Annotated in this window: 22 protein-coding genes; 14 read left to right on the top strand and 8 right to left on the bottom strand. The window is 60.2% G+C overall.

The annotated features are described in order from the left end of the window. Nucleotides 1–83: 83 nt before the first annotated feature. The 4 genes from Q8M73_09580 (at nucleotide 84) to Q8M73_09565 (ending at nucleotide 3,937) form a co-directional block, all read left to right on the top strand. The gene (locus Q8M73_09580; GenBank protein MDP2288797.1) at nucleotides 84–998 is read left to right on the top strand and encodes an ABC transporter ATP-binding protein; all 915 of its coding nucleotides are present in this window, start codon (nucleotides 84–86) and stop codon (nucleotides 996–998) included. After that, on the top strand, nucleotides 995–1,828 hold the full coding sequence (locus Q8M73_09575) for an ABC transporter permease (protein MDP2288796.1): 834 nt from the start codon (nucleotides 995–997) through the stop codon (nucleotides 1,826–1,828). The genes Q8M73_09580 and Q8M73_09575 overlap by 4 nt, the downstream gene beginning before the upstream one ends. 65 nt (nucleotides 1,829–1,893) lie before the next feature. Next, a complete protein-coding gene (locus tag Q8M73_09570) occupies nucleotides 1,894–2,928 on the top strand; it encodes an aldo/keto reductase (GenBank protein ID MDP2288795.1) in 1,035 nt (344 codons plus the stop codon). A gap of 52 nt (nucleotides 2,929–2,980) precedes the next feature. Next, nucleotides 2,981–3,937, top strand: coding sequence for an alpha/beta hydrolase (locus Q8M73_09565; GenBank protein ID MDP2288794.1), 957 nt, complete (start codon nucleotides 2,981–2,983; stop codon nucleotides 3,935–3,937). Here Q8M73_09565 and Q8M73_09560 read toward each other — a convergent pair. After that, nucleotides 3,934–6,078: a hypothetical protein gene (locus tag Q8M73_09560; GenBank protein MDP2288793.1), complete on the bottom strand. Its 2,145-nt coding sequence runs from the start codon at nucleotides 6,076–6,078 to the stop codon at nucleotides 3,934–3,936. The genes Q8M73_09565 and Q8M73_09560 overlap by 4 nt on opposite strands. 154 nt (nucleotides 6,079–6,232) lie before the next feature. On the opposite strand from Q8M73_09560, the gene Q8M73_09555 reads away from it, so the two are divergent. Further along, nucleotides 6,233–6,640: a DUF3293 domain-containing protein gene (locus tag Q8M73_09555; protein MDP2288792.1), complete on the top strand. Its 408-nt coding sequence runs from the start codon at nucleotides 6,233–6,235 to the stop codon at nucleotides 6,638–6,640. On the opposite strand, the gene Q8M73_09550 is transcribed toward Q8M73_09555, so the two are convergent. Both Q8M73_09550 and Q8M73_09545 read right to left on the bottom strand, forming a co-directional pair. Continuing rightward, complete coding sequence (locus tag Q8M73_09550) at nucleotides 6,637–7,725, bottom strand: AI-2E family transporter (protein ID MDP2288791.1); 1,089 nt, start codon at nucleotides 7,723–7,725, stop codon at nucleotides 6,637–6,639. The two genes, Q8M73_09555 and Q8M73_09550, sit on opposite strands and share 4 nt — an antisense overlap. 69 nt (nucleotides 7,726–7,794) lie before the next feature. After that, nucleotides 7,795–8,430 carry a VOC family protein gene (locus tag Q8M73_09545; protein MDP2288790.1) on the bottom strand — a complete coding sequence of 212 codons (636 nt, stop codon included), beginning with the start codon at nucleotides 8,428–8,430 and terminating at the stop codon, nucleotides 7,795–7,797. A gap of 75 nt (nucleotides 8,431–8,505) precedes the next feature. Here Q8M73_09545 and Q8M73_09540 point away from each other — a divergent pair, with 75 nt between their 5' ends. The 6 genes from Q8M73_09540 to Q8M73_09515 all read left to right on the top strand — a co-directional run bounded on the left by Q8M73_09540 (nucleotide 8,506) and on the right by Q8M73_09515 (nucleotide 14,057). After that, nucleotides 8,506–9,570, top strand: a complete 1,065-nt coding sequence (locus Q8M73_09540) for a YbhN family protein (protein MDP2288789.1) — start codon at nucleotides 8,506–8,508, stop codon at nucleotides 9,568–9,570. 209 nt (nucleotides 9,571–9,779) lie between these two features. Then, nucleotides 9,780–10,802, top strand: a complete 1,023-nt coding sequence (locus Q8M73_09535) for a DUF4192 domain-containing protein (protein ID MDP2288788.1) — start codon at nucleotides 9,780–9,782, stop codon at nucleotides 10,800–10,802. Between the two features lie 63 nt (nucleotides 10,803–10,865). After that, nucleotides 10,866–11,660 (top strand): PKD domain-containing protein, encoded by a 795-nt coding sequence (locus tag Q8M73_09530; GenBank protein ID MDP2288787.1) that lies wholly within the window; start codon nucleotides 10,866–10,868, stop codon nucleotides 11,658–11,660. A 126-nt stretch (nucleotides 11,661–11,786) separates the two neighbouring features. Then, on the top strand, nucleotides 11,787–13,262 hold the full coding sequence (locus tag Q8M73_09525) for an RNA polymerase sigma factor (protein ID MDP2288786.1): 1,476 nt from the start codon (nucleotides 11,787–11,789) through the stop codon (nucleotides 13,260–13,262). 113 nt (nucleotides 13,263–13,375) lie between these two features. After that, nucleotides 13,376–13,648 carry a hypothetical protein gene (locus tag Q8M73_09520; protein ID MDP2288785.1) on the top strand — a complete coding sequence of 91 codons (273 nt, stop codon included), beginning with the start codon at nucleotides 13,376–13,378 and terminating at the stop codon, nucleotides 13,646–13,648. Nucleotides 13,649–13,712: 64 nt separating this feature from the next. Next, nucleotides 13,713–14,057 carry a hypothetical protein gene (locus tag Q8M73_09515; GenBank protein ID MDP2288784.1) on the top strand — a complete coding sequence of 115 codons (345 nt, stop codon included), beginning with the start codon at nucleotides 13,713–13,715 and terminating at the stop codon, nucleotides 14,055–14,057. Here the strand turns inward: Q8M73_09515 and Q8M73_09510 are convergent. Then, entirely contained in the window at nucleotides 14,005–14,340 is a 336-nt protein-coding gene (locus Q8M73_09510; GenBank protein ID MDP2288783.1) for a hypothetical protein, read from the bottom strand. The genes Q8M73_09515 and Q8M73_09510 overlap by 53 nt on opposite strands. Before the next feature lie 188 nt (nucleotides 14,341–14,528). Then, the gene (locus tag Q8M73_09505; GenBank protein MDP2288782.1) at nucleotides 14,529–14,750 is read right to left on the bottom strand and encodes a hypothetical protein; all 222 of its coding nucleotides are present in this window, start codon (nucleotides 14,748–14,750) and stop codon (nucleotides 14,529–14,531) included. A gap of 209 nt (nucleotides 14,751–14,959) precedes the next feature. Here Q8M73_09505 and Q8M73_09500 point away from each other — a divergent pair, with 209 nt between their 5' ends. Next, nucleotides 14,960–17,020 carry a DNA topoisomerase IV subunit B gene (locus tag Q8M73_09500; protein ID MDP2288781.1) on the top strand — a complete coding sequence of 687 codons (2,061 nt, stop codon included), beginning with the start codon at nucleotides 14,960–14,962 and terminating at the stop codon, nucleotides 17,018–17,020. Nucleotides 17,021–17,036: 16 nt separating this feature from the next. Continuing rightward, entirely contained in the window at nucleotides 17,037–17,573 is a 537-nt protein-coding gene (locus Q8M73_09495; GenBank protein ID MDP2288780.1) for a carbonic anhydrase, read from the top strand. On the opposite strand, the gene Q8M73_09490 is transcribed toward Q8M73_09495, so the two are convergent. Then, entirely contained in the window at nucleotides 17,570–17,824 is a 255-nt protein-coding gene (locus tag Q8M73_09490) for a 4-oxalocrotonate tautomerase family protein (protein MDP2288779.1), read from the bottom strand. The two genes, Q8M73_09495 and Q8M73_09490, sit on opposite strands and share 4 nt — an antisense overlap. Here Q8M73_09490 and Q8M73_09485 point away from each other — a divergent pair. Continuing rightward, nucleotides 17,823–19,142, top strand: coding sequence for an FAD-dependent oxidoreductase (locus Q8M73_09485; protein MDP2288778.1), 1,320 nt, complete (start codon nucleotides 17,823–17,825; stop codon nucleotides 19,140–19,142). The genes Q8M73_09490 and Q8M73_09485 overlap by 2 nt on opposite strands. Nucleotides 19,143–19,156: 14 nt before the next feature. Here the strand turns inward: Q8M73_09485 and Q8M73_09480 are convergent, their stop codons facing one another. Together Q8M73_09480 and Q8M73_09475 are read right to left on the bottom strand one after the other, a co-directional pair. After that, complete coding sequence (locus Q8M73_09480) at nucleotides 19,157–20,119, bottom strand: sucrase ferredoxin (protein ID MDP2288777.1); 963 nt, start codon at nucleotides 20,117–20,119, stop codon at nucleotides 19,157–19,159. Beyond that, nucleotides 20,116–22,560, bottom strand: a complete 2,445-nt coding sequence (locus Q8M73_09475; protein ID MDP2288776.1) for a DNA topoisomerase IV subunit A — start codon at nucleotides 22,558–22,560, stop codon at nucleotides 20,116–20,118. Before Q8M73_09475 ends, Q8M73_09480 begins: the two co-directional genes overlap by 4 nt. Between the last annotated feature and the right edge of the window lie 20 nt (nucleotides 22,561–22,580).

Raw genomic sequence — 22,580 nt, 5'->3', positions numbered from 1 at the left:
GCGGCCCAATGACAGAAGCGCGTAAGTAGAAGGTCAGATGAACGTGGACTATCGTCATGTGAGTTCGGTCGATGGGGGGCGAAGTGATTGAAGTCAGGAACCTGACCAAGCGCTACGGCAAGGTCACTGCAGTGGACGATGTCAGCTTCAACGTCAATCCAGGTGTGGTAACTGGATTTCTTGGTCCAAATGGCGCTGGCAAATCCACAACCATGCGCATGATTCTTGGACTCGACAAGCCCAACAGCGGATCAGTGCTGATCAATGGCCAGCCGTACAAGGCGGCACGCACCCCAGTGGCAGAAATTGGCGCACTGCTTGAAGCCAAGGGATTCGACAAGGCGCGGTCCGCGCGCAATCACCTGCGGACCCTTGCTTCGACCTCGGGCATCAGCGACAAGCGAGTCGATGAAGTGCTTGCGCTCGTGGGGCTCACTGCAGTCGCGCGATCCAAGGCCGGTGGTTTCTCACTTGGCATGGGTCAACGCCTCGGAATAGCAGTGGCACTGCTTGGAGATCCCCGCATGGTCATGCTCGATGAACCGGTCAACGGCCTGGATCCAGATGGAGTGCTGTGGATTCGCAATCTGCTGCGCCAGTTGGCCAATGAAGGGCGCACTGTCTTCTTGTCCTCCCACCTCATGACCGAGATGGAACTCATTGCCGATCAACTCATCATCATTGGTCGCGGACGCATCATGGCTGACACCACCATGCGCGAGTTCATTGCCGCATCCTCAGCAAATCGAGTCCGAGTCGTGGCACCCGCCGCCGCGCAGTTGCAGTCCCTGCTGGAGGGACGAGTGACCAGCAGCGAGCTGATCGAACCAAACGTCCTTGTGCTCTCCGGTATGGATTCGGCCGAAATTGGTCAGGAGGCATTTGCAGCCGGACTTGTGCTGCACGAACTCACGCCCTTGAGTGCCTCGTTGGAAGAGGCCTTCATGGAACTGACCAAGGACTCAGTGGAATTTCACACCGACGGAGCTGCAGCATGAGCACTGATACTTCACCGAGGTATGTGACGGATGGTCAGCAGCTGAAGCTGACCTTTGTTCGGGTTCTGAAATCTGAGATTCTCAAACTGCGCACCCTGCGTTCGACCTGGATCATGTTGATCACGATGCTGGGCCTGTTCGTTGCCTTCGGCGCGCTGGCTGCGCTTTCGACAACTGGCCAGATCGACGACGGCAGCAACGGACCGCCGCAGACCTTTGTGCTGGACCCCGTAACAACAGTGCTCGCAGGTGGCGGATTTGCTGTGCTGGTCATGTCGGTGTTTGGCGTGCTGTCTGGCGCACGCGAGTACGGAAGCGGAATGATCCGCACCACATTGTCCTTTGTGCCCAAGAGACTCAGTGTGCTGTGGGCCAAGACGATTGCTCTTGTGATCTTTGTGATTCCGGTGACCTTGATCGCTGCCTTCGGCGCCTTCTTCCTGGGCATGGCGGTGCTCAGTGCTGCGGGTTCGGAGACGGTGGCATTCACTGATCCTGATGCGCAGCGAGTCCTGTTCGGTACAGCTGCAAATATCACTGGCTTGGCCATCATCGGCTTGGCACTTGGCATGGCCATGCGATCCATGCCTGGAGCGATCGCAACGGTCATCGGCGGAGTCTTGATCCTCCCCGCCTTGCTGACTGCGCTGCTTCCTGAGTCGTGGCGAATAGTGCTGAAGTTCCTGCCGTCAAACGCGGCGGCACCATTCACCGAAGTGCAACAGCGAGCTGACATGCTGTCGATCGGACCAGGCATCGCGGTGTACACCGCCTGGGTAGTTCTGAGTTTGGCGATCGCCGGGATCCTTCTGGTGCGAAGAGACGCCTGACTCCTGTTCGGCTTGTAACCTGATCGTCTCCGCACCAACCACACCTGACCATTTGGAGTTCTCGCATGCGTTATCGGAAGTTGGCCACCACGGGCATCGAAGTCAGCAGCCAGTGCCTTGGCGCGATGATGTACGGCAGCAATAGCAACACCGATCACGAGGACTGCATCGGCCAGATTCATCACGCCCTTGAATCGGGCATCAACTTCGTGGACACCGCAGACACGTACTCCGAAGGTGAGAGCGAGGTCATAGTCGGCAAGGCACTTGCAGGTCGCCGTGATGACGTGATCGTGGCAACCAAGTGCTTCAACCCCATGGGTGAGGGACTCAATCGGCGTGGCAGCTCCCGCCGCTGGGTGATTCAGGCCTGTGAGGAGAGCCTGCGCCGCCTCAACACTGACTACATCGATCTGTACCAAGTGCATCGCCTTGACTGGTCAACCGATATCGAAGAGATCATGGATGGGCTTTCATACCTCGTTCAGCAGGGCAAAGTGCGCTACCTCGGCTCCTCCACCTACCCAGCCGAATGGATTGTGGAAGCGCAATGGGCTTCACGTCGACGCAACGTTCAGCGCTTTGTATGTGAACAGCCGCAGTATTCAATCTTCTCTCGCGGGATCGAAACTGCTGTACTGCCAACGGCCGCGCGCCACAACATGGCGGTCATCCCGTGGAGTCCCTTGGCTGGTGGCTGGCTTACCGGAAAATACCGGCGAGAAGTGGGCATGCCAGCAGACTCTCGCTACGGCGGCACCGGACGATTCGCCAAGTTGGCTCGCATGGGCGACAACCCTGAGGTGCTTGAAGCTCGCTACGACCTCATCGAGGAGCTCGATGAGGTGGCCAAGCAAGCGGGTCTGACGCTTACGCAGATGTCCTATGGATTTGTCGACGCGCACCCGGCAATCACCTCCACGATCATCGGTCCTCGTACTCGATCGCAGTTGGATGACGCCATTGCGGCGGCCGATGTGACGCTGGACTGGGGAACCCTGGATGCGATCGACAAGATCGTCCCTGTGGGGACCGATGCGGCAGGCATGACCAACTTTGCGCCCAACCCAGCCTTCAAACGAGACAATCGCCGACGCTGAGTCGGGCATGTAGGTCATCAGGACACCGCGCCTGATGGCCTAACATCGGCGTGTGAGGATCACTGAGCTCTCCAAGTCGCTGAGGTCTGCCTTTGACCTGAGGGGCGGCTCGGATCTGCCCGTAGGGGATTGGCAGGGTCGCCGTGCCAATGCCGAGAAGATGTTCGGTCCAGTCTCTGAGGGAATGAAGGTTCCCGACACGATCGCCACGACCGACATCACTGTCACCGGTCGGCACGGCCAGCGCATTCCTGCGCGGGTGTACCGCAAGAAGGGCTCCACGAGCCGTGCTCTGGTGGTCTTTGTGCACGGTGGCGGCATGATCATGGGATCCATTGACGCCAGCAATGCCACGGTTGCGCGCTATGTGGAACTGACCGGGATACCTGCCCTGTCGGTCGGTTACCGATTGGCTCCTGAGCACACCTACCCGGCGCAGCGAGATGACGTGGCTGAGGCCATCGCCTGGGCCTATTCGCATGCCGGCGAACTCAATCTGGATCGCTCGCGCATTGGCATTGTGGGACACAGTTCTGGTGGAGCCATAGCGGCGGGGGTGGTGCTGCGTCTGCGCGATATGGGCGAGCACCCGGTTGCCTGCCAGGTCTTGGTCTATCCGATGCTCGATGACCGCACCGACAAGGCCGGCCCGATTGCTGCGCGATTTCTGACGTGGAGTGTGGCGGACAACATCACCAGTTGGAACTGCCTGCTCAAGGGCAAGGCAGGAACTCCAGATGTCTCGCCTTATGCGGCACCCGCGCGAGCCAAGGCCCTCGAAGGTCTGCCGCCGACCTACATCGAGGTGGGCACTCTTGATCTGTTCCGCGAAGAGGATGAGCTGTACGCCAAGTCCCTAGAAGCCGCTGGTGTGAGCGTTGAGTTCCATCTGCGGCGCGGTGCTCCGCATGGCTTCGAAGCCTCAATGAGTGATCTTGCGGACAAGGCCTTCGTGCAGCGCGGAGAATTCCTGCTCAAGCACCTCGGCGAGCAAAGTTCACAGAGCTAGAGCCAGTTCACCAGATGCATGACCTGCGTTGCCCGGGTGGCAGCGACATACAGGTCGGCACCTCGTTTGGTCTGCGATCCCATTGCGGCGGGATCAATCACAAACACCACGTCAAATTCGAGTCCCTTTGTGTCGCGAGCGGAGAGGATCGCAATCGGGGCATCCAGAGCCTTGTCGCCGATGCCGAACTCGTCACTGGCAGCAAGCAACTGCGCTGACAGCTCGTCGATCTGATCATCAGGGGCAATCACAGCGGCGCGACCAGGGATGTTGGCCACTGTCTTGGTGACCAGCTCGGCCAGCTGCTCGGGCGTGATGTCGTGCACTTGGACATCGGCGCCCTCGCGCACTGGATGCAATTCAGGCGCATCGCCACCTGCAGCAGTCAGCAGTTCGGTGGCCTTGACGGCAATCTGCTCGGTGATGCGGTAGGTGACCGTGAGTACGTGCAGGTCCATGGTGCCGCGGATATCGCCGAGCGCTTCTTCCCAATTGCGCGCCCCGGCCGGGTGACTGGTCTGCTGCACATCGCCGACGATCGTCATCGATTTGCGAGTGGCGCGTCGGGAGAGCACTCGCCAGGCCATCCGCGAGAGTTCCTGTGCCTCGTCAACCACGATGTGTCCGTAGACCCAGCTGCGATCAGCGGATGCCAGTTCGGCAACTGAGCGGCGCTCGCTTGCGCTGTACATGCGTCCCACCAGACCGGCAGCATCAATCCAGCCACCCATGTCGGTATTGCTGATCGCTTGCTCTGCATGCGCAAGTTCATGGCGACGTTCGGCTGACTCGCGCGCATTGGAACGCGCCTCGTCTGGATCCCACGGACCAAGAAGTTCCGCGGCCTCGTCAATGAGCGGCACATCATCGATGGTCCAGGCTGCGTCGGGATCCTTGAGAATCAACAAGGTCTCCTGAGCTGTCAGCACTGAAGCGGTCGCAGCCCTGAGGCGATCGACGTCGGTCAACAGTCGGCGGACGAGCAATTCCGGCGCAATCGGCATCCACATCAGGTTGAGTTCGCGGCGGATATTGCGATCCTCCACAAGTTCGCTCACCTGATCGCGTCGGACCTCGGGGTCACTTGCATCCTCGCCATGTTGACGCGCCCGATAGGCAGCCAGATGGTCAAGGGCGCGAAGAAGGAAAGTGTCACGACCGCCGTGGAAACTGGCATTGCGGGCAACTGCGCGCTCAGCATCATGCAGTTGTTTCGCGGTGATCATCACTGTGGAGCGATCTTCCATCGTGATGGTGAAATCGTGTTTTGGAATGCGTCGACGCTGGCGTACGGCATTGGCGATGACTTGGGCCATCCGCGCGTCACCCTTGATCGCTGCAACCTCGTCGACGTCATGTCGCCGCGCATCGATCCCGGGATACAACTGGCCAGGAGTAAGCAGGACGACATCAGTTTCGCCCAGGCTTGGCAGCACCTGGTCGATGTAGTGCAGGAACGTGGGGGAGGGGCCAACGACGAGCACTCCGTCGCGCGCCAATTTCTCGCGGAAGGTGTAGAGCAGCCAAGCAGCGCGGTGCAAGGCGACAACTGTCTTGCCCGTTCCCGGCCCGCCTTGCACCACGGTCAGCTGGTTCAAAGGGCTGCGGATGATCGAGTCCTGATCAGCCGCGATCGTTGCGATGATGTCGCCCATCCGGCCCTCGCGAGGAGCATCCAGGGCGGCCGCTGCTGCCCTGGATTCTGTCAGGGTCGGATCGTTCAGCACCTCGTCCTCGACGTGCGTCACTGTGCGTTCGCGTGTGACGATGCGTCGGCGCAACTGCACGCCCAAGGGATTGGCGAAGGTGGCTTGATAGAAGGCCGCTGCGTTTGGCGCTCGCCAGTCGATCAGTTCCGGTTCGCCGTCAGCATCGCGCAGTCCGATGCGTCCGATGTGATAGCTGCCGGAGCTGCCATCGATGCGTCCAAAGCACAGTCGGGTGTCTGAAGTGCGCGCAGCGCGAAGCTGGGAGACAAGGTTGTCGAGCATGGCTTCACGCTCAAGGTCGTCTTGTCCTGTGCCGGTGCTCAGGGCAGAGGAGGTGGTGTTGATGCGGTCTTCCAGATGGCTCACATAGCTGGCGAGCAGCGAGTAGCAGTGGTCGACGTGCGACTGCTCGAGTCGTAGCGCCTCGTCCACTCCACCTCCTGTTGTGCTGACTGTTCACACCTGGGTGATGCCGTTGTTTGGGGCCAACAGTCTGCCAGAGACACAATGCTCAATGGTGAACGGGAGGCAATTCTTCAATTCAGCAATTGGGTGAACTTCAGGGAGATCGAGGAGGGGTCAGACAGTGCAGACTCAGGAGGAGCTCTTCGCCGAGTATCAGGCGTCCATCGTGAGCGCCTTAGAGCCTCAGGCCTGTCTCGAACTCGGGTGGAGTGACCCCGCGTTGTTCGCGGCGATGCGCGGCCAAGCGTGCGTGGTGATGACTGCCTGGAACCCTGGATTTGCGCGTCCAGACCTTGAGGTGAATGTGGCGCGCAATGAGCAGATGCGGAGCATTTTGCAGACGATGGACTATGAGGTCTGGCCGGCGGAATGCTCTTCGCCCGATGGCCAATTCCGGGAGCCAGCATTTCTCGTGTGGGATATGCCGATCAGTGTGGGTCAGAGTCTGGCTGCGCAGTTTGAGCAATTCGCGATCTATGCCTATTGCGCGCAAGGGGAGCGGACAGTGGTCTCCTGTCTGCCTGGCTAGGCCGAGTCCTGGAATTTCGGGGTCGGGGTGTACGGATGATCGGGGTCTCGTCCAGTCACGTAGCGAGCCACGCCGTAGATAGCACCGGCGATGGGGACGGCGATCAGTGCGCCCACGATGCCCAGCGCGATGCTGCCGGCAGCGATGGCTACCACGATGGCCAGGGGATGCAGGTTGACCGCCTTGCCCATGACGAGCGGCTGCATGACATCGCCGTCGAAACTGCCCACCAGGATCGTCAAGAGCACGACAAGGGCTGCCGTGAGGGGTCCGTTCTCGGCCAGGGCGACGATGGCAGCGAAGAAGGTGGCAATGGGCGCGCCAATAACCGGGATGAATGCCCCCAGGAAGACCACAGCGGCCAGCGCGGGAGCCAGGGGGACTTGGAGAATCAGCAGCCCGATGTAGACGAGCAGTCCGTCCAGGAGGGCGATCACCACAATGCCTCGGGTGTATCCGGCAATGGAGTCCCAGGCGATCCTTCCTGAGGTGTCCACATGCTCGCGCAGCTGCACGGGCATCCAACTCATCAGCCAGTCCCAGATCTTTGCCGGTGACATCAGGAAGAAGATCACTCCAAAGATGAACACAGAGCCCGCGATGATGAGGGTGCCAATGGACCCAAGCGCGCCGAAGGCATCACCGGCGATGGTCTTGAGCACTCCAGTACCCCAACTCTGCAACTCTTCAAGCAGATTGGAGAACTGCGAATCCGAGAGCTTCAGTGGCCCGGTCTTCATCCAGGTTTCAATCTCTGCAAAGCCGGCCGTGATCGAATCGACGAGTTTTGGTCCTTCGTGGATCGTGGCGTTGATGACTGTGGCCAGAATGAGAAGGACGATTGCAGTGATGGTGATCAGGGCCAGAATCATCGACAGCACTTTGGGCAGGAGCCGGTTGTAGAGGTGCATCACAGGTGAGGTCCAGGCCGTCACGAGCATCGCAAAGAACAATGCGAACACCACAGGGAAGATCCCGTTGAAGATATAGAGAATGAAGGCGATGCCGGCGACAAGAACAAGGAGGCGCCAGGTGAAGCCTGCCAGTGTGCGCAGGGTGTCTGGGATGTTCTCTTGCCCGCTCAACGTGAACCCCTCACTGTGCTAGGGCACGCAGGCTAGCCCACGCGGCGGAGATGACGCGCCGTGTTGTGATCAGTCGATTCGAACTGTGCCGTTTGGTGTTGAAAAGGTGACCGCGATGATGCCTGGGCTTTCGGCCTCAACCCATTCGACGTACACGCCATCCATCACGTCCATGAAGTTCTCGCCGATGTAGGCGCTGACGGTGTGGGGGTCGCCCGCAATCTCAATGCGCTCCACGGTGACATTGCCGGCACCTGATGATGGGTGCATGCCCTGTGAGCTGGACCATTCAACGAAGAATGGCAACTGCGGGTTCTCCATGACGTTCAGCACGCCCAGTTGCTTCCATTCAAGCTTCTGTCCGTCAGGCAGGATCCGATGCCCAGGAGCGGCTTCGCGACCAAGTCGTTCTTCATAGGGCTTGATGTCGTCGACCGAGATCGCCCAACTCATCCAGCCACCGCCATTGGTCGCGCAGTGATTCACTGCTCGGCCAAATGGCGCCTTGTCGGCTGCTGGGTGATCAAGTGCCGAGACCACCTCGATGTAGCAGCCATTGGCCATCGGAAGAATGAAGTTGCGAGTGCCAAATTGCGGATGCCGGCCACCATCGCGAAAGGTTGCCGCGAGGTCTGAACCAATGCGTTGAACAACGTCTGGCAGTTCGCTTGCCGTGCAGGCGTATGAGATGTGATCTAGCCGCATGTCTGCATCCTGCCTAATGCAGGTTTCGGTCCAGACACGGCCCCCCGATATGCCCGATGTGGGAGCCTTAGCCCCATGTCCTCGCCGGCCCCTTCTTCTCAGCTGGATAAGAAGAAGTCGCTCATTCTTGGCGCAGTCGGCTTGTTCTTCATCGTGATCATCTTCTGGAAGGTGATTCCGCAGATCGGCAGTTACGACCAGGCCTGGGAAGCACTGAAGTCGATGTCGATATGGGCCCTGGTTGCGGTCTTCATCAGCGTTGTGGTCTATCTGACGTGTTACGGCTTCCCGTTCATGGCTGCCACACCTGGCTTGCGATTCTGGCCATCAGAGCAGATCAATCAAGCCGCCTTTGCCATCAGCAATGGGGTGCCCGGCGGCGGCGCGGTCGGCCTGGCATTCCAATACGGGATGCTCGCCTCGTACAAGATCGCCCCGGCCGCAGCAACTTCTGCGATCACCGCGGTCAGTATTTGGAGCACTTTTGTCACCTTGGGCTTTCCGATTCTTGGCGTGCTGGCCATCACGATCGCAGGCGAGGACGGCAACTCCTACATCCTTGGCGGGCTCATTGGTCTGGCGCTGCTCATTGGCGCCATTTTGGGTTTCACCTTGGTCATGAGGTCTGAACCGGCCGCCATCTGGATCGGAAAGCTCGGCAACAAGATCATCGGGCCATTCCGCAAGCGTATCAAGGCGGTCAAGGAGCTCGATCTTGTTGGACCCCTGACCAGCTTCCGCCAGAGCATGTATGGCGTGCTCAAGCGTCGCTGGGCAGCGCTGACCCTTGCTCAAGTTGCCGTGTCATTCACTCAGTTCCTGATCCTGTATGTGGCTTTGCGAGGTATCGAAGGATGGGATGAGCCTGGAACGCCATTCCTGTTGGTGTTTGCAGCCTTCGCCATCAGTCAGCTGGGCCTGATGATCCCGATCACCCCTGGTGGGCTTGGCACAGTGGACGCAGCGATGATCGCTTTGCTTGTGAGTTTCGGAGTGCCAGAAGGCACGGCCACGGCAGCTGACTTGGTCTGGCGCGCCTGTTCTTTTGTGCCACAGATTGTGATCGGTGTCATCGCCTTGGCGTCCTGGTCAAAGAAGGCCGGACAGACATTCGCATCAACTTCTGGCAGCGCCGCATAAGCGGCGTGTCGGTGATTGCGGGCTGTGCCTAGCCCCCTAATGTGTGCCTTGCTTGGTCGTCGCGGGAGGGGAAGCCTTCGACGACCAAGTGCTTTTTTTGTGCCGCATCGTGAACTTCCACTCATGCACAGGCACTGTTGAATCACCTGGTGTCCACAGCGCGCTGGGCACACTGTTCTTGGCACTTCTGCGATGACAGTTTGCGCTGCATGAACGCTCAGATTCCAGTTCCGGTCTTGCGCAGTCCAGAGCACTTGATGGCTGCGATTCCCTTTCTTCTTGGCTTTCGACCACGCGCCAGTGTTGTCATTGTGTGGATTCATTCGGGTGCGATTGCCCTGACTCAACGCGTGGACTGGCCTGAGCTCGTCGGCGAACAGCAGATCCAGGAATGGGCCTCATCCGTCGTACGCGCTGCGCGCCATGTCAACGCGCAGGGAGTCGTTCTGATCGGCTACCCAGAGTTTCATCATCAGGACCAAATCGACCTCAGTGCAGTGCCGCTGGCCGCTATAGGCCAGGCGCTCACGGGCGGTGGCACTGAAGTGCTGGATGCCATCATCGTGTTGGAGGACGGCTGGTGTGCACTTGACGCCGAGTGTGCCGAGGGACCAGTTGGTGTGCAGCCATTTGACCAGCTGATCGCGGCTGAAGTCAGCGACGACTTCATGTTCTCGGGGTGGTCCTTTGCTGCAGATCGTGCCGAGGTCTGCGCGGAGTTTGTCGCCGACGAGGGGGCTCCGCGGGTCGCTGTTGAGGCGCTGGATCGTAAGGCCAGTGAACTCAGCGAGATGCCTGCGCAGGATCTGGAACAGTGGCGCGACGACGTCATTCCTCGCTTGCTTGCGGCATTCAAGGCCGGGTCCGTCCTGCCAAGGGAGTATGTGGATCTGGCGAGCGGGCTGACAGATATCAGGGTGCGCGATTCGGTGCTCTGGCATGTGGCCAAGCAATTGGATGCCGCCACCAGTCTGCTGGGCTTGCGGGTGCTGGTGCGGGTGCTGCCCGAAGGTCGACGAGCCCCTTCGGCGACGGTCGCTTCGATCTGCGCGTGGCTGGCGGGCGACGGCGTGCGCGCCAGTGCGGCACTGGACATTGCCTTGCAGGATGAGCCTGAGTACGGACTGGCACAACTCGTGGCCACGGCGCTTTCCAACGGGCTGCCACCTCGGACGTGGCAGGAAACCATGGAGCACCTCAGCTATGAGCACTGCAGATATGGCCTGTGCTAGCACTTGTCCACAGCCGCCATCGGGCGACTTCTCTGGAGCATGGTTGCTGCATACCGTCTAGGCATGTCCTGGAGAACTCGGCTGATTCCTGCGCTTCTCGTGCTGCTGCTGGCCGCCAGTGCTTCCCCGGCGATGGCCCTGGACATCAGTGGCGACGACGCCAACGACCAGTTCGTCGGATCAGGGCAGTCCGGCTCCAACTCCACCGGTGGCGGCGCCTCAGGCGGTAGTCACCATTCCTGCACCAATTGCATGTGGATGGCTGCCGATCCCTGTTCCTCAGAGTTCAATGCGATCGGCTGCGGGCGGGTGATAGCGGGCTGCCCAGCCGGTCAGGAGCAGCGCCGAATGTGGTTCTCCCTCGACTACGGGCTGACTTGGCTGGATCGTGGGCTTGGCTGCGTGAGTTCTGCGCGCGGCGCAGTTGACCGCCCGTCAGCTCAGGAGTTGCACGAGAGCTTTGTCAGGTCGATTCCTGCTGCCCACATCAGCAGCCAGCCATCCCAAGGCGTGCTGCCGCAGGTGCCAACCCTGTTCACCTCGGGTCAGCCGGCCACGGCTGAGCGCTCCACCCACCGCATCGGTTCCCAGCAGATCCAACTCTCGCCGGTGGCGCGCTGGCATTGGGACTTCGGTGACGGTGGCGCGCTGGAAACCTCCAGCCCCGGCAGCCGATATCCGGATCGAACGGTCTCCCATGTCTATCGAAGGGCGGGTGTCTTCATGGTCCACCTGCGCACGACGTGGACCGCCACCTACACCGTTGACGGGCAAGGACCATTCGCGGTCGAAGGCTCGGTGACCCAGCTCGCAAGCGCCCGAATTCAGGTCGGCCAAGGCCGGGCCGTATTGAGCTAGGAGGTGTTGCAGAGATCTGTTCGGATATATGGCACAATCAATGGACCACGGCCCGTCCAAGTCTGCAAAGGCTTGACACGGGCTCTTGTCGTGGAGATCGGTTGATGAAAGGCATTGAACCTGAACATGGCCACCGCTACCAAGAAGACCACAGCCAGCACGCCAGCAGCCCCTGCCAAGAAAGCAGCGCCTGCCAAGGTAACCCCGATCAAGAAGGCCGCAGCGCCGGCAAAGCCGGCGGCCAAGAAGGCCGCCGCCAAGCCCGCCGCCGCGCCCGCCAAGCCAGCTGCCAAGAAGGCAGCAGCGCCGGCAAAGCCCGCGGCCAAGAAGGCTGCCGCGCCAGCCAAGCCGGCAAAGCCCGCGGCCAAGAAAGCTGCCGCGCCAGCCAAGCCGGCAAAGCCCGCCGCCAAGAAGGGCGCGGCCGTAGCTATTGACGACGAAGAACTCGTAGAGGTCATTGAGACTGAAGATGGACTGGTGGCCATTGACGTTGAAGACGTTGATCCTGCTGCACTGGTCGTGGTTGCCGAGCTCGAGGTTGAGCTTGAGGCTGAACTCGCTGAGGATCTGGCCGAAGTCGATGGCGACTCGGAAACCGAAGCGGCTCCAGCCGGCGCCGATGAGGAAAAGGGCTTCGTCATCTCCGATGTCGATGACACCGACGAGCCCGTCCAGACCGTCACCGTCGCAGGCGCTACCGCCGACCCGGTCAAGGACTACCTCAAGCAGATCGGCAAGGTTCCGCTGCTCAATGCCGAGCAGGAGGTCGAGCTGGCCAAGCGCATTGAAGCCGGACTCTTCGCTGAGGAGAAGCTCGCAGACCCCAAGAAGCTGGAAAAGAAGTTCGAGCGGGATCTGCTCTGGATTGCCGAAGACGGTCGCCGGGCCAAGAACCACCTGCTGGAAGCCAACCTTCGTCTGGTGGTTTCGCTGGCCAAGCGCTACACCGGTCGCGGCATGCTCTTCTTGGATCTGATCCAGGAGGGCAATCTGGGTCTGATCCGAGCAGTTGAGAAGTTCGACTACACCAAGGGCTACAAGTTCTCGACCTATGCCACCTGGTGGATTCGTCAAGCCATCACCCGCGCCATGGCCGATCAGGCACGTACCATCCGCATTCCCGTGCACATGGTCGAAGTCATCAATAAATTGGCACGCGTCCAGCGCCAGATGCTGCAGGATCTTGGTCGCGAGCCCACTCCGGAAGAACTCGCCAAGGAACTGGACATGACCCCCGAAAAGGTCGTGGAGGTTCAGAAATACGGTCGCGAGCCCATCTCGCTGCACACCCCATTGGGTGAAGAGGGTGATAGTGAGTTCGGTGACCTCATCGAGGACTCCGAAGCCATCGTTCCTTCTGACGCGGTTTCGTTCACCTTGCTGCAGGAGCAGTTGGAGTCAGTCCTTGACACCCTGTCTGATCGTGAAGCGGGCGTGGTGCGTATGCGCTTTGGCCTGACTGATGGTCAGCCCAAGACTCTTGATGAGATCGGCAAGGTCTACGGCGTTACTCGTGAGCGCATCCGTCAGATAGAAAGCAAGACGATGTCCAAGCTGCGTCACCCTTCGCGTTCACAGGTGCTGCGCGACTACCTGGACTAAACCGAACTCCTCTTGCCTTCAGAAACCCCTTGTGTCGCAAGGGGTTTCTGTATGTACGTGGCGCTACGCGAAGATGCACAGCGCACCTAGTCAAGCTATTCAAGGTGCCCAGCGTGTCGGAGGCCCGTGTGGAGCTCGATGAAATGCTTGACGAGTGGGTGATCCACCTGTGCGCTGAGGGGAAATCCGCGCAAACAGTCAAGACCTACTCCGATGGTGTACGGGGCTTCATTGACTGGTCGGCGCTTGAGGGCATCCCCAATGACCTCAATGCGGCAACCAGTCAACCGCTTCGCCAATGCACTCAAGGACCGTGGCAACTCCAGTACCACCATTGCCAGCCGCCAACTCTCACTTCGTCGCTTGAGCAAGTGGGCCGCCGCTGAGGGCTTCTATAGTTTCAATTCATGGCCTCCGCACGGGAGTGCCAGCACAGTGACGGGGGACCTGATGAAGAAGATCGCAGCAGCGGCCTTCCTGGCCCTGTCGCTCACTGCCTGTGCGCAGACGTCCACCTCGTCGAGCGCGTCCGAAGGGTTCAGCCCGCCCGACCAGCCGACCGTTATGTCCAATCTCAACAAGTACTGGAACTCGCTGTCCCCGACGACCCTCGAGGAGATCTGCTGGTGGCACAACGGCATGGTCGCTAGCGGCAGGGAGGAGACGCAGAAGTTCCGCAACGAGGTCGCCAGCTCGTACCCCGAGTGGGGCAACCTGCTTGGCCTCGAGGAGGTCCACACGTTCATGCGCGGCAAGTGCCGCGCCTACCCGAGCCCGTGGGATTCGCTCCGGTAGTGAGCCGCTGGTCGACCCCGGTGTCCTTGTCTTCGTAGGCGCGTTGGATCGAGGTGACCAGCGCAGACGCCTTGGAGATCAGTGTGGCGAATTCAGTAGCAAATTTCGCCAGCTCGATCTGATGAAGTTTGAACCTCTCTCCTGGCACGGTGTCGATCTTTAGTTCCGCGTGAGTTGCAGAATCGCACCACTCAGGGCACGAGCTGAATGTGCGAACCCAGTAGTCCTTCTCAGCCTGGCTGATCTTGGTTTCTCTGGTCTTGTTGATATCGGTTACGGTCATTGGTAGCACCTCTCGCTCATAGGGGTAATTGCTAGTCGCACATAGTTCGCGCACAGCGTTTAGAGGCCTCTGAGGAGATCAATCCCAAGCACAGCGCCGTAGTGGTCCCTACTGCGCGACTACCTGGACGAATAGAAACGCACAAAGGGCCCCGAGAAGATTCTCGGGGCCCTTTGCTTTGCGATCAGTTAGCGATCGTCGCTGTTGTGCGCTGCGAGATCTAGCCTGTGGGTTTCGTCAAGTACTTCAATCGCCTGCGGACGCAATGCGTCTTCATGGCGGTTCCAGTGATGTCCGCAAAAGAGCAAGTCAGATCCACCTGGCAGCACTACTCGAACGTAGGCTTGGGAGTTGCAACGATCGCAACGGTCAGTTGCGGCCAGCGCCGGCGCTGTCATTGTGGTGGCCATCAGAACCTCCAACTTGTCTCTAGCACTACTACTGCTGCAGCAATGCCTATGCAATGTGGATAACAGTCTTACACGCATAACTTATTCCCGCGATGCCACGCCGGGGTCGTTCACCTAAAGCGAAACCGAATTGTTATGTGGGTCACATGTGAACGCGCGTTCATTCGTGGCATCACGGTACGGCGGTGTGCCGCGAGTAAGTTGTCGATGTGTCTTCGACCTATTCCGCCAAGGATCTTGCAGTACTCGAAGGCCTTGATGCAGTACGCAAACGCCCCGGTATGTACATCGGTTCAAACGATGGTCGAGGGCTCATGCACTGCCTTTGGGAGATCGTGGACAACGCAGTGGACGAGGCGCTCGCCGGTCATTGCAAGTTGATCGACATCACATTGCATCCTGATGGTTCAGCTGAAGTTCATGATGATGGTCGCGGAATCCCGGTCGACATTGAGCGCAAGACGCGGCTCACCGGGGTCGAGGTGGTCATGACCAAATTGCACGCGGGTGGCAAGTTCGGTGGTGGCTCGTATGCAGCCTCAGGGGGCTTGCATGGCGTGGGTGCCTCAGTCGTCAACGCGCTGTCGATTCGCCTCGATGTTGAAGTCGACCGGGGCGGCAAGGTGCACTTGGCCACATTCAAGCGCGGAGTCACCGGGGTATTTGACGGACCCGGTCCTGATGCTGAATTCAACAAGAGGTCGGGGCTGGCTGTCATAGGCAAGGCCCCACTGAAGAAGACCGGCACGCGTATTCGATGGTGGGCTGATCGACAGGTGTTCACCAAGGATGCCGACTACGACCGCCTGGCCCTGCGTGATCGGGCGATGCAAAGCACCTTCCTCGTTCCGGGCCTGACCATCGCCCTGCACGATCTGCGTGATCCCGAAGATGTCTATGAAGAGAGCTTTCAGCACAAGGGTGGCATCGGCGAGTACGTCGAGTCGTTGAGCGCAGGGGAGTCTGTGTCGCCGACGCTCCGACTCCTGGGCCAAGGCCACTTCCACGAAACGGTGCCGGTGATCGACGACAGGGGTCACATGTCGCCTCAGGAAGTCGAACGCGAACTCGTCGTGGATATCGCTCTGCGTTGGGACACGGGCTACGACTCGCTTCTGCGCTCCTTCGTCAACGTGATTGCCACGCCCAAGGGTGGTACCCATGTGGCCGGATTTGAGCGAGCCATCACCAAGGTCTTCAACGATCAGCTGCGCGCCAGCAAGACACTGCGTGCCGGTGAAGACAATGTTGCCAAGGACGATGTCTTTGAGGGGCTGACAGCCGTGGTCGCTGTGCGGCTTGCCGAGCCGCAGTTCGAAGGTCAGACCAAGGAGATACTGGGCACGCCTGCTGCAAGTCGCATCGTCGGCAATGTCGTCGCCAAGGAATTGACCAAGTGGTTCACCACCCCACCGCGTGGCGACAAGGCCGCCACCAAGGCGGTGCTGGAGAAGGCCGCCAATGCCATGCGGGCCCGTGTTTCAGCTCGGGCACACCGCGATACGCAGCGACGCAAGACCGCTCTTGAATCCTCCGCGCTCCCGGCGAAGCTTGTTGACTGCCGGTCCGATGACGTCGAGCACAGTGAGCTGTTCATCGTCGAAGGTGACAGTGCCCTTGGCACCGCCAAGTCGGCTCGCAACTCTGACTTCCAGGCGTTGCTCCCAATTCGCGGGAAGATCCTCAACGTTCAAAAGTCCTCGCTGTCCGACATGCTCAAGAACTCTGAATGTGCGTCGATCATCCAGGTCATCGGTGCTGGCTCGGGTCGATCCTTTGACATCGAGCAAGCGCGCTACGGAAAGATCATTCTGATGTCGGACGCCGATGTCGACGGCGCGCATATTCGCTGCCTTTTGCTCACGCTGATTCATGCCTACTTGAAGCCAATGCTCGAACACGGTCGGGTATTCGCTGCGGTGCCGCCGCTGCATCGCGTCGAGATCATCAATGCCGGAAGCAAGGCCAACGACATCATCTACACCTACTCCGATGCCGAAATGCGAACGGTGATTGCTGACGCAGAGAAGCGCGGACGCAAGATCAAGGACCCGATTCAGCGCTACAAGGGCTTGGGCGAGATGGACTCGGCTCAGTTGCGAGAAACCACGATGGACCCAGCACATCGAACATTGCGACGCATCACGATGCACGATGCAACTGCTGCCATCGATGTCTTTGATCTGCTGATGGGCAACGACGTTGCCCCTCGGAAGGAATTCATCGTCGACGGGGCAGCTGGCCTAGATCGAGACCGCATCGACGCCTAGGCGCTAGATTTCGGACATGCCAATCTACGATTCGGACGACGTCCGAGCATTTCCCGCAGAGGCTTTCGCCGATGTCATCTCCGCCAATACCGAGTTCGCTGCGAGTTTCACTGGATCGAATCTGAGCGGTCGAGCGGCCAAGGGCCTTGCTGTGGTCACATGCATAGATTCGCGCGTCAATCCGCTGGGGCTGCTGGGCATGTCCGCTGGCGATGTCAAGATCCTGCGAAATGCAGGTGCGCGCGTCACTGACGACGTCCTGCGCACCCTGATCCTGGCGACGTACCTGCTCGGTGTGAATCGTGTTCTCGTGATGCCGCACACCGATTGCCGGATGGCCAATGCCACCGAGTCGCAGATTCACGAGGCCATTGAACGTGATTTCGGGGTGGATACTCGCAGTGTGGAATTTCGCACGGTCGACAATCAGGAAACGGCCTTGATCACCGACCTGTTGCGGATCAGATCGCACCCATTGCTCCCCAAGGGTCTGATTGTGGGCGGGGCGGTCTATGACGTGCACACGGGAAGGCTGATTCCCAAAGCGGCTTAGCTGCCAGCGTTCAGGGCATTGATGGTCTCTCCGCCAATGCCCCAGTCATCGCCAGAGACCTCGTACAGCGCGATCCGGATCCGACTGGGATCGCCACCAAGAACTTCGGCGGCAGCGCTGTTGAGCTTGCTTATCAGTTCCTTCTTCTGCTCGACGGTACGGCCTTCGAGCATCGTGACCTGAATGAAGGGCATGTAGTCTCCCTGATCGATTGAGACACGCACCGTATCGAACTGACAGGGGTCCTTCATGCAGTCACCACTACGCATCGCCGTCGTGGGATCTGGTCCAGCTGGCATGTACGCAGCCGCAGCTTTGGCCGAATCCGGCCGAGCGACGGTAGACGTCATCGACCGACTGCCAGCCCCCTTCGGGCTCGTGCGATATGGCGTGGCCCCGGATCACTTCAGCATTCGCTCGGTGCGCGACAACCTTGACCGCATTCTGGATCAGCCTGGAGTTCGATTTCTGGGCAATGTCACCGTTGGTGTCGATGTTCACGTGCACGAGCTGCAGGAGCAGTACGACGCGGTGATCCTCACGTACGGATCCTCCTCTGATCGTCACATGGGCGTTCCCGGCGAGGATCTGCGCGGCTGCATAGGGGCCACTGACTTTGTCGCTTGGTATTGCGGGCACCCTGATGCCGATCGAGCCTTCTTTGAGTCCTGGTTGCCAACGGTGAAGCACGCTGTCGTGGTCGGACTGGGCAATGTCGCTGTCGACGTTGCTCGAGTGCTGGCCAAGACGCCTGCGGAGTTGAGCACCACTGATATGCCAGCGCATGTGCGAGCAACTCTTGCCAGTGCGAACCTCAGCGACATTCACATCGTCGGTCGTAGAGGACCTGCGCAGGCAACGTTCACCACCAAGGAACTCAAGGAACTGGGCGAACTTGAGGCAACTGGGATCCAGGTGGATCCTGCGGGACTGGACCAGGAAACGGGATGGAGCACCGGTGATCGCGCCGTGGCGCGCAATCTTGAGGTCATTCGCGGCTGGATGGACCGACCAGCACCGTCGGGCAAGATCCTGCACTTGCACTTCATGGCCCGACCGATCGAGGTCAAGGGCAATGGATCGGCCGAAGCCATGGTGGTGGAGCGCACTCACTTCGATGCCGGTGGTCAAGTCAGCGGCACTGGTGAATTGTTCGACATCCCGGCTGAGTTCATCGTGCGCAGCATCGGCTATCGCGGGGTCGGGCTCCCAGGGGTTCCCTTCGATGAGGCCACCGGAACCGTGGTGCATGCGGAAGGTCGTGTCACGCACGGCCTGTACACCGCAGGCTGGGTCAAGCGCGGCCCGTCAGGCATCATCGGCACCAACAAGAAGGATGCCGTAGCCACGGTCCATCAGCTCTTTGCTGATGCCGATGCTGGTTTCGTCTCGGCTACCGGCGTCGGCGAATTCGACAGTCTGTTGAGTTCACGTGGTGTGGTGCCCGTGACGACGGCAGGGTGGCGGGCCATTGACCAGGCGGAGCGCGACCTTGGTCAGGAGTTCGGCATCGAGCGAGTCACGATTGCAGATCGTGGAACCATGCTCTCGATTGCTGAACAGGCATAATTCACCTGTAGGGCTCAGCGCAGCCAGTTGGCTGTCTGCTGGAGATCGCGTACGTTCCAGACAAAGACCGACTCAGGCAGCTTTGTGCACGATTCGGCGCGTACGCCTGGCAGTTGTGCTCGCTGAACGGTCACCCGCCAAGTCCGTCCGTCAACGTGACGGACTTCGGTTTCCATCTGATCGTCAATGAAGACCACACTTGTCGGCGCCGGGACCGCCTTGCCGCTGACGATGCGCAGCACGTCCAGGGCATCTTGTTCAAGGACATTGAATGCGTTGCGTACAGCGATGCCAGCGACCTGCAGCGGTGCGGGATAGGCGCTACGTCCTCGGAATCCGGCAAGCAGGACTCGGCCATGGGCCGCCTCTGTGTGCATTTCCATTGCTGCGGCCGCATCGAGGCGACCGTGCACTGAGCCTCCCGGCAAGGAGAGCATCGTGGGCGCAAAGCGATGACCGCCAATGTGGCTTACCTCCCACACCGATGCGCGCTCTTCGACAGGCACGGAGGACAGCAGATCCTCATAGACCGATCGACCGAGCAGGGCGCAACAGGCGTCTCGCGCGCCATGGGTGCAGACAAAGGTGACGTTGGAAGTCCGCGAGTGGCCAAAGGGTGGGAGGTTGCCTTCTGCGATCGCCGCGAAGTCCCAGTCAGCGATCACGTTGAGATCGGTGACCAGCCCGTGCCGCATGCCGCGCAGTCCCGGTGCGGTGTGCGAGATCCAGATGTTGTGATCGGTGTTGCCGTCGCGCTCAAGGCGGTCGGCATGCCTGGCCAGCAGGAACTTCACGTGCGTCCCCATCGTCCTGTCCAGCAACTCCTTGCCCAATTCGAGAGGGAAACTGCTTTCCAGTAGAGCCTCGCGGCCCCAGGCGCCGGGCTGCTCGATCACGATGTAGCACGAGACCACCGGAGCAGTGCCAGCCAATGGCTCTTCCACTGCCAGGGACTGGGCAGAGCAGGCAAGGGTCATAGTGGTCCTCCTAGTGCGGCGATCGGCAGGCTACCGGGCGTGCCTGTGGCGTCACGTCGGGCCACACTTGTGGGCAGATCGATTGGCACTCCAGAGGCGCTGGCGGCGCGTGCCGGGGCAGCGCCAGCCCAGCCCAGTTGAAGCGCATCTTCACCCGACCTGAAGCGATGACTGCGGACTCCGCCCGTGCCACGACCCTTCGTTGGGATTTCGCCCAGATCGCTCACCTTGACCGTGCCGGCATCGGTACCGGGCAGAGCTGAAGAGGATCCGGCGACCGTGACCAGGACTGCCGCACGCGCTCGATCCACAGCGAAGGCCGCGATCACTGCGGAGCCGGGGGAGAGCTTGATGCCGGCCATCGCACCGGCTGCCCTGCCAGTGGGGCGGATGGCGGTGGCAGGAAAGCGCAGGACTTGGGCATCGTCAGCGATCAGGACGACGTCCTGCTGTTCGGCTGCACTGTCGTCCATACGTGCAGCACCGACCACACGGTCGTCGTCGTCCAGTCGGATGACCTCCCATGAAGGCTTGCTCAAGGCCTCGGGCACCACTCGCTTGACCTTGCCTTGGGCGGTTGCCAGAAACAGGCCGCCAGTTTCGTCAAGGGTGGTCAGGGCCAGCACTTGCTCGCCGCTGGGCAGATCAAGAAATGCGCCAACAGGCGCTCCGGCGCTGAGCGCGGGCCAACCATGCACAGGTGGCAGATTTGGCAGATCCACAACCGAGAGGCGCCAGATCCGACCGCTGCTGGTCACCACGCCAATCTCGCCGCGCGTTGTTGAGACACAGGCACTCACGATGACATCGTGCTGAGATCGTGCGGACTCCTCAGTGTGGCCCAGATCGATGGGAGCAGTGCGCGCAAGCAGGCCAGCGCTGGAAAGCAGCACGATGCACGGAGCGTCATCAACTTCCAGAGGCATTGCAGTTGCGGCCGGAACAGCGGCCGATTCCATGAGCAGGGTGCGGCGAGGAGTCGCATGCTCCTGCACTACCTCTTGGAGTTCAGCAGAGACCAGTGAACGCAGTTCCTTCTCATCTTCAAGTATCTGCGTGAGGGCGGCGATGGCAGTGCGATGCTCATCTGCTTCAGTCTCGAGTTCGATTCGCGAGAACTTGGTAAGACGACGCAGGGGCATGTCAAGGATGTAGTTGGTCTGCTCGAGGCTGAGATCAAAGACCTGCATCATGCGTTCACGTGCAGCAGCAGCATCGTCGGATTCTCGAATCAACTGGATGACTTCGTCGATATCGATAATCGCAATCAGTAGGCCCTCGACAAGATGCAGCCGATCCTGAGCCTTGCGACGTCGATACACGCTGCGTCGACGGACGACGTCAATGCGGTGGTCCAAGAAGACCTGGAGTAGCTCGATGAGCCCGAGAGTGCGGGGCTGGCCATCGACAAGGGCAACGGCATTGACACTGACTTGGTCTTCCATCGGAGTGAGCTTGAACAGTTGCTCCAGGACGGCATCTGGGTTGAAGCCGTTCTTGATCTCGATGACCAGATTGAGGCCGGAATCCCCGTCAGTGAGATCCGCAGCATCGGAGATGCCCTGCAGCTTCTTTGACTGAACCAGATCCTTCATCCGCTCGATGATCCGCTCCGGACCTATGTTCAGCGGAAGCTCAGTGACGACAATGCCCTGGCGGCGAGGGCTTACCTGCTCAATGCGCGTGCGAGCGCGAACGCGGAAGCTCCCGCGTCCGGTCGCATAGGCCTCACGAACCCCGTCGAGTCCGACGATGACTCCGCCACCGGGCAGGTCAGGGCCTGGAATGAATCGCATGATTTCGGCGAGCTCAGCATTGGGATGCGCCAGCAGATGCCGTGCCGCCCCGATCACCTCTGTGAGGTTGTGCGGCACGAGATTGGTCGCCATCCCAACGGCAATGCCCGAAGCACCATTGACGAGCAGGTTGGGGATCGCGGCCGGAAGCACGACAGGTTCAGTCTCGCGGCCGTCGTAATTGGCCGTGAAATCCACCGTGTCCTCGTCGATGGTCGCGGTCATCGACAAGGCGGCAGGAGCCAAGCGAGCCTCGGTGTAACGCATGGCCGCCGGACCATCATCAGGTGAGCCGAAGTTGCCATGGCCATCGATCATCGGAAGTCGCAGGGAGAAAGGTTGAGCCATGCGCACGAGGGCGTCGTAGATCGCGGAATCCCCGTGCGGGTGCAGCCGCCCCATGACCTCGCCCACAACTCGAGCACTCTTGACGTGCCCGCGATCCGGGCGCAGTCCCATTTGGCCCATCTGGAAGAGAATTCGACGCTGAACGGGCTTCAGGCCATCGCGAGCGTCAGGCAGCGCGCGCGAGTAGATGACCGAATAGGCATATTCAAGAAAAGACGACTGCATTTCGGCAGCCACATCCACATCGATGATGCGCCCATGCCCTGGCGGGGTGGAGCGGGATGAGCGGCGTGCCATGTTCGAGCCCTTCTGAAGCT

Source organism: Actinomycetota bacterium, from assembly GCA_030684515.1.
Classification (GTDB): Bacteria; Actinomycetota; Actinomycetes; order S36-B12; family S36-B12; genus UBA11398.
Note: the sequence above shows the minus strand (reverse complement) of the source record. Positions and strands in the feature narration are given on the sequence as shown.